The following is a 3681-nucleotide window of genomic DNA, read 5'->3' on the forward strand; positions in this document are numbered from 1 at the left end:
TGCTTGGTTGTTCCGGTGATAAGCGTCCCGCGCACCGAGCTCTGGGTGCGCACGATCATGCGGTCCGATCGAGCAGTTGCCGGCTGTCGATCAGCTCGATCGCAAACGCGCCGGTTTCGCGCACCTGGCGCACGACTTCGGCGACGCCACCGGTCGAGGCATCGTGGTCGTCGCCGTCCCACAGGGCGAGCAGTGTGCGCGTGCTGCAGTGCCACGCCTGCGCCGAGTGGACGATCCAGCGGATTCCGCGCTGCCACAGTTCGGGCTTGCCTTCGTTGCGCCAGCGCGGCAGCTCGGGACCGTCCTGCAGCACGCGGATTGCTTCGCCGTGCTGGCGCGCAAGCGCGAGCAGGCGGTTGCGCCAGGCATCGCGCGTGCCGAAAGCCAGCGCGGCAACGTTTTCGAGCGGCATCGGCAGGCAGAGCAGCGTCGGGACGCCGAGTTCGGCGCAGACTTCGTGTGCCAGGATGTCGGCGCCGGGAGCGGCCGAAGCGAGCAGCAGCAGCGATCCGTGTTGCTCGCGCAGGCGCACGAGGTGTTCGCGCAGCAGCTCGCGCGCGGCTTGCTCGGCACGCGCCGGGAAGCGCGGCGGCGTGCGGCCGGGCTCGTCGATCTGATGGCCAGCGAAGAGCACGAGATGCGGCGGCGCGGCTGCCGGCTGCTCGTCGCGGTGCAGCGCGGCGATCAGCGCCTCTGCGATCGCCGCGCGCACGCCGATCGCGGCGAACAGTTGCAACTGGCCGATCGCCGCGCCGCGGTAGAACGGTTCGAGGCCGAGCAATGCGTGCTCGTAGTCGTCGAGCAGGATCGACGGGTCGGCGTGCAGCCGGGCTTCGTCATCGGTCAGGAAGCGCAGGTCGGCGCGGCTGATGCGCGCCCAGCAGCGGTCGCTCTCGCTGCCGTGCGCAAGGCCGTGCTCGATCGCCGCGGCGACGACGTGGCGCAGCGTGCGCAGCTCGTCCCACAGCTCGCTGCGCTGCCGCGCCGCCTCGCGTGCGCTCCTGAACATGGCCGTCCAGCGCGGTTCGCGGGAGAGCGCGAGCAGCGCGTGGCCAACCTGCAGACAGGCGATCCCGCAGTAGAACGAGTTGAGATCGCGCCGGAATGACTCGCGGTAGGCCTGCCAGCTGTCGAGCAGTTGGCGCTTGCATGCGCGCGCGCGCCGCTCGGCGGCGTCTGCGATTCCCTCGAAACCCTTGCGCCACAGCGTCTTGAGGTTGCGTCCGCGCAGCGCGAGCGCTTCCGCGTGTTCGCTTGCCCGCAGGTCGGAGCGCTGCAGAACTTCGTCGAGCGCGCGTTCGGCGCGATCCATCAGCTCGGGCTTGCCGCTGCGCCGGTAGCTGCGCTCGTAGATGTTGGCCAGCGCGAAGCGCACTCCGGTTTGGCGGTCGCCGAGGCGCAGCAGACGTTGGAGGCTGTCGCGCGCGGCGTCGAAGTCTTCGATCGCCTGCTGGGCGAAGGCGACGAGGCGCAGGCCGGGGCGCTCGAAAGGCAGGTTGCCTACCTCGTCGGCGAGCATCAGGAGCCAGCCGCGGTCGCGCGCGACTTTCGCGCGCTGGACTTCCTGCACGAAGTCGTTCGGCACGGCGGCGTCCGATGGCGCTTCGGGCAAGTCGCGCAGCGCACGAAAAATCGGGCTGTCGGTTTCGCGTTCGCTCGTGGTGCCGTGGCGGATCGCGGCGATCAGAGCTGGCACGGTGTCGGCCGGGCGCTCGCACGAGTACGGCAGGTAGCGGAAGTCGCCGAGATCGAAGGGTGTGCGGTCGGCCGATTCGCTGCACTTGAGGAGCACCGTGCGCTTCCTGCGCAGCGCGTGCCGCGCGCCGAGTTCGTAGAAGACGTTGGCGTTATGCACGCTGATGTCGCAGACGACGAGGTCGGCCTGCAGGATCAGCCGGTACATGTCTTCGTGGATGCTTCCCGAGTCGGGTATCTCGCCGGTCGTGCCGCCCTCGAAGTCGCATTGCGCCAGCGCCGGCGCGATCAGCTCGCGGTCTACGCGGTCGAAGTCGAATGGGTTCCCGGAGCCGTCGCGCTTGACGCCGAAGCCGCGAATGACGAAGTAGCGCATGGCACCCTCCTGCCTGTGGGCCGGTTATTCGTCGGGTTCGTAGAGGAGAGCGAACTTTTCGGCGCTGATCGCGTACGCGTCACCGCCGTCCTCGCGGTTGCTGACCAGCCAGTCGCCGGCTGCGTACGCAGTGCGGCCTTCCTGGGTGGCGACGCTGCCGGCACCCGCGGCCTGCTTGGCCCAGACCGGCGTGCTCTTGACGTACGCGCCGCAACCGACGCGCCGGTAGGTGCGGGCAAAGGTTTCCGCGTCGATGGTGTAGACGTCGCCACCATTGTCGACGAGCCAGTCGCCGGGCTTGGCGAACTGCTCGTTTCCCCACTTGTGGTAGTGCAGTCCCGTCGTTTCGAGTTTGATCTGGACGGCGGCGACGGCCTGGTCGGCGCGGCGGCGATAGCGGCGACGGGTGAAAAGGGCGTTCATCGGCAGGAAGCGGCAGGCGGGTGATGAGGGGCGGTGAGCGTCGGGCGCGGGGTGGAAGAGCGCGGGGCAGACGAAAACTATGCTGCCGGCAGGTCGAAGTGCGCGGGGAAGTCGTGCGCCTGGACATCGCGTGCGCCGACGCGCGCTCCGAGCAGGTGCAGCGCATCCATGTTCTCCGGCGAGTCCATCTCGCTGAGCGAGGCGACGAGCCTGTCGTCGCGCAGTTCGGGGGCAAGCGCGCGCACCTGTTCGGCGGTCAGCTCGAGGTCGTAGCGCAGATAGGTCAGCAGCGGCGCGCCAGCCAGCAGGTCGTGGCGCAGGTCGCCGACTTCCCGGTCGATCGTGCGCGCGGTCGGGCTCGAGCTGAGCCACTGCAGCAGCGTCTGCTGCATCGTCGCGACGTCCTCCATCATTCCCAGCAACGACTGGATCGCCTGGCCCGCGGCGATTCCGACCTCGGCGACGGCAGGGTCGGGCCTGCCGGTGCCGAGCGAGACGAGCAGCAGCCTGTCGGCGCCGCTCGGCCAGCCGATGCGGTAGCCGTCGAGCGTGGCGACCATCAGTGCCTGCAGCGCCGGGTTGTTGTACGGGCTGACGCCGCCATCGACGAAAAGGCCTTCCTGCCCGGGGTTGCCCTGGCCAGCGGCGATCGTCAGCCGCTCGGGGTCGAAGTACGACGGCGCCGCGGTCGAGGCGCGAACGACCTGCCACAGCGGGTAGTCGCCATTACCGACGCGTCCTTTGGCGTCGCCGTGGAAATAGCGGCCACGCGGATTGTTCAGCAGCGGCCACGGGCTGCCGGTGTCGAGGCGTTTGGTGACGACGACGAGGCCGGTCAGCAGGCAATCGCTGCCCAGCGTCGTTTCGGCGCCATAGACGCGCTGCAGTTCCTTGCTCAGCGTGCCGGCTTCGTACTTGGCGCGCAGCACGCCCTGACGAAACAGGCTCTTCGCGAAGACCTTGCTGCCGAGCTGACGGTACTCGGCGAGCACTTCGGCGACGCGCATTCCCTTGGCCAGCGCGGCGGCGATGATCGCGCCCGTGGACGTGCCGGCGATCAGATCGAAGTAGTGCGCCAGGCGAAAGTCGTCGCCGGCGCGGTGCCGCTCGCCGAGCATGCGTTCGATGCGTTCGAGGATGCCCAGCGTGAGGATGCCGCGCAAGCCTCCGCCGTCGAGCGCGAGGAT

3 protein-coding genes are annotated in these 3681 nt (G+C 69.2%); all 3 read right to left on the reverse strand.

The annotated features are described in order from the left end of the window. Positions 1–55: 55 nt before the first annotated feature. Positions 56–2071 carry a tetratricopeptide repeat-containing protein gene (locus NFV80_RS08730; protein WP_295328575.1) on the reverse strand — a complete coding sequence of 672 codons (2016 nt, stop codon included), beginning with the start codon at positions 2069–2071 and terminating at the stop codon, positions 56–58. Positions 2072–2095: 24 nt separating this feature from the next. Beyond that, positions 2096–2494: a hypothetical protein gene (locus NFV80_RS08735; protein WP_295328573.1), complete on the reverse strand. Its 399-nt coding sequence runs from the start codon at positions 2492–2494 to the stop codon at positions 2096–2098. 77 nt (positions 2495–2571) lie between these two features. Continuing rightward, the coding region (locus NFV80_RS08740; protein WP_295328571.1) for a patatin-like phospholipase family protein at positions 2572–3681 on the reverse strand (1110 nt) is incomplete at its 5' end.

Origin of the sequence: Accumulibacter sp. (genome assembly GCF_023806565.1) — a bacterium.
Classification (GTDB): domain Bacteria; phylum Pseudomonadota; class Gammaproteobacteria; order Burkholderiales; family Rhodocyclaceae; genus Accumulibacter.

Coding starts and splice junctions, on each gene's coding strand:
- NFV80_RS08735 (WP_295328573.1), bottom strand. CDS start 2,494: ATGAACGCCCTTTTCACCCGTCGCCGCTATCGCCGCCGCGCCGACCAG.
- NFV80_RS08730 (WP_295328575.1), bottom strand. CDS start 2,071: ATGCGCTACTTCGTCATTCGCGGCTTCGGCGTCAAGCGCGACGGCTCC.